This is a genomic window from Flavobacterium sp., assembly GCF_043779715.1.
GTDB lineage: Bacteria > Bacteroidota > Bacteroidia > Flavobacteriales > Flavobacteriaceae > Flavobacterium.
Genome location: NZ_JAYWDT010000272.1, coordinates 1 through 2416, shown reverse-complemented (window position 1 = coordinate 2416; position 2416 = coordinate 1). Strand labels below are relative to the sequence as shown.

The window sequence follows — 2416 nt, the reverse complement described above, 5'->3', positions numbered from 1 at the left end:
TAGAAACATCGTTATACTTTTTTAGATTTACCATTTTAAATGCGACTTAATTAATTAATTTTGTAATCAAGTAAAAGTACTATGTTTTTAAATTATTTTAAAGATTTTATTGTAAAAAAAACATTAAAAAAAAGCTTTCAAAATTTAAAAAATAGTGAATCTACTCAGGCTATAAAAAAAATAGGTCTACTTGTAGATGCAAGTGTTTTTAGCGAGACAGAATCTTTAGTGAAACAGCTGGAAGTCAACGGAATACTTGCGAATAATATAACAGTCATCATTTACAGTGATACTTTTAATACATTAGAAACTAAAAAACGAATTGCTTTTGGAGCAAAGCATTTAAGATGGAATGGAAAAATATCTTCGGCAGAAGTAAATGATTTTATAAATAAAGAATTCGATTTATTAATAAGTTATTACAATATAGAAAAGACAATTCTACTAAAAGTTACCCACAGCTCAAGGGCATTATTCAAAGTTGGATTTTCGTCGATTGATAAAAGATTGAATCATTTTATGATTGAAACAGATGGGAGTGATTTTAAACTTTTCATAAGCGAGTTATTCAAATATTTAAAAATACTTAACAAAATATAAATATAATATGCAAGCATTAATAGGAACTGGTGTTGCTCTTGTGACGCCATTTAAAGAAGACTTTTCTGTAGACATCGAAGCATTAAAAAGAATTGTACATTTTTCGATAGATGGAGGAATCGAGTATTTGGTGGTTTTGGGTACAACGGCTGAAAATGCAACATTATCCCAAGATGAGAAAGAAATAGTAATTAAAACTGTAATTGAAGCTAATAATGGTAGTTTACCATTAGTGCTTGGAGTAGGGGGGAATAATACCTTAAAAGTTGTTGAAGAGTTAAAGACAAGAGATTTATCAGCATTTGCGGCGATACTTTCTGTTTCTCCATATTATAATAAACCTACGCAGGAAGGAATCTATCAGCATTTTAAAGCAGTTGCTGAAGCATCGCCAATCCCTGTAATTTTATATAATGTTCCAGGAAGAACTGCTAGTAATATGTTACCTTCTACAGTAGTGCGTTTAGCCAACGATTTTGCAAATGTTGTAGCCATAAAAGAAGCGGCGGGCGATATGGTACAAGCAATGCAACTATTAAAAAACAAACCCGAAGATTTTCTAGTAATTTCTGGGGATGATATGATCGCTTTACCAATGGTTTTGGCTGGTGGAGCCGGTGTTATTTCTGTAATAGGGCAAGGTTTTCCCAAAGAATTTTCCGAAATGATTCGGTTGGGTTTAAATCGCAAAGTCGATGAAGCATTCAAATCGCAGTACCTTTTAGCAGATTGTATTGATATGATTTTTGAGCAAGGCAATCCAGCAGGAATCAAACAGGTTTTTCATTCTTTAGGAATAGCAGAAAACACTGTGCGTTTACCACTTGTAAAAGTAGACAATTCACTTGCTGTTAGAATTGATGAATTTGTCCAAAAAATTAGTAAAAAAGGATAAAAAAGAAGCTTTTTTTAAACAAAAAATATATTTTGAAGTCGCTAAATTAATCACTAAATTTGCCAGCGAAACTTCGGTATGATTTTAAGGTAATTTCAACTACGAAAGCATCAAAAAAGTAAAAAAATAAAATCAAAGATTCACGAAATCCAAAAAAACAATATTAAATGTTGAGTAAAAAAATAGTTTCTTTAATACTGCTTGTAGTTTTCTTTAGTTCCTGCAACGAATATCAAAAAGCATTAAAATCGGAAGATGTCGCTGTAAAATTTGAAATGGCTACTAAATTGTATGACGCTGGAAAATATTCTAAAGCTATTCGTATTTTTGAGCAAATTGCTCCAGCCTATAGAGGTAAGCCTCAAGCAGAAAAATTGTTTTATATGTTCTCTCAGTCCTATTACAAAACAAAACAATATACATTAGCAGGGTATCAATTTGAAAGTTTTGTTTCGGGTTATCCAAAAAGTGAAAAACTTGAAGAAGCTGCTTATCTAGGAGCAAAAAGTTATTCAATGTTATCACCAGTGTACAGCTTAGACCAAGCAGACACGACTAAAGCATTAGATAAACTACAAGCCTTTATTGATAATTATCCAAACTCACAATACTTAGCAGAAGCAAATGCCGCTGTAAAAGTACTAAGCGAAAAAATTGAACAAAAGGTATACGAAAATGCAAAAGGGTACAACACCATTTCTGATTACAAATCAGCAATTGTTGCTCTAGAGAATTTTGTAGCTGATTATCCAGGAACTCCATACAAAGAAGATGCGTTGTATTACAAATTGGATTCAGCTTATAAGCTAGCAATTAACAGTATTCCTGCAAAAATGGAAGAGCGTTTAAATGTTGCAAAAGCAGCTCAAATAAACTTGATTAAGTTTAAAGCAGATACTAAGTACAAGCAAGAAGCAACTG

Annotated in this window: 3 protein-coding genes; all 3 read left to right on the top strand. The window is 31.7% G+C overall.

All coding sequences use genetic code 11. The features are described 5' to 3' along the window. Positions 1-81 precede the first annotated feature (81 nt). Positions 82-600, top strand: a complete 519-nt coding sequence (locus ACH2BG_RS13190) for a DUF6913 domain-containing protein (protein WP_395048159.1) — start codon at positions 82-84, stop codon at positions 598-600. A 7-nt stretch (positions 601-607) separates the two neighbouring features. Next, positions 608-1495 carry a 4-hydroxy-tetrahydrodipicolinate synthase gene (gene dapA, locus ACH2BG_RS13185; RefSeq protein ID WP_395048158.1) on the top strand — a complete coding sequence of 296 codons (888 nt, stop codon included), beginning with the start codon at positions 608-610 and terminating at the stop codon, positions 1493-1495. A 167-nt stretch (positions 1496-1662) separates the two neighbouring features. Next, positions 1663-2416, top strand: a 754-nt coding sequence (locus tag ACH2BG_RS13180) for an outer membrane protein assembly factor BamD (RefSeq protein ID WP_395048157.1), incomplete at its 3' end; no start/stop codon positions are given.